The organism is Halorubrum sp. SP3, assembly GCF_005435195.1.
Taxonomy (GTDB): Archaea; Halobacteriota; Halobacteria; order Halobacteriales; family Haloferacaceae; genus Halorubrum; species Halorubrum sodomense.
This window is the reverse complement of the sequence record NZ_SGTU01000069.1, coordinates 1349-1896: the sequence shown is the minus strand read 5'-3', so window position 1 is coordinate 1896 and position 548 is coordinate 1349. Positions and strand designations below refer to the sequence as shown.

At 59.3% G+C, this 548-nt stretch carries 1 protein-coding gene; it reads left to right on the top strand.

Going from position 1 to position 548, the window contains the following annotated elements; translation table 11 throughout:
* On the top strand, positions 1–548 hold a 548-nt coding region (locus EXE42_RS18675), incomplete at both ends, for a hypothetical protein (protein WP_158293724.1).

The window sequence follows — 548 nt, the reverse complement described above, 5'->3', positions numbered from 1 at the left end:
CACTTCGGTGACAGCGAGAACTACTTTGTCACCATCGGTGGGAAAGGCGGCGACCTGATCGCCTACGACCACAAGCGCAAAGCAACATACAATTTCGGACACTTTGCCCTGTGCGACATGGGCGAGCTCGACGACCGACAGGGAGTGACCGGCCAGGAGATGACCGGCATCGAGAAGTTCAAACTGTGGGAGTACGCCCGCAAGCACAACCTCGTCTCAGAGCACACGCCGATCCCGTACGACGGGCTCGTCGGGTTCGCACTGACCAACGACATCCTCGCAGAGGAGACGGTCAAGGAGCGACTGGATGCTCAGCGGGAGGCGGACAGCGACGAGGATGAGCCGTCGCTCATCCAAGGGTCGGAGTACGTCGAGATTTACGAAGCTATCGAGGAGCAGACAGGTTACACGCCGGGGCAGTACCAAGATGAAGACCGGCATAACAACAACTCCCAGAACGGGGATAGCACGCAGTCCGGCTCCACCCCGGAAGCGTTGCGAGAGAAAGCTGCTGATCAGCTCGGAGGCGAGTTCATCAGGGGCAACAA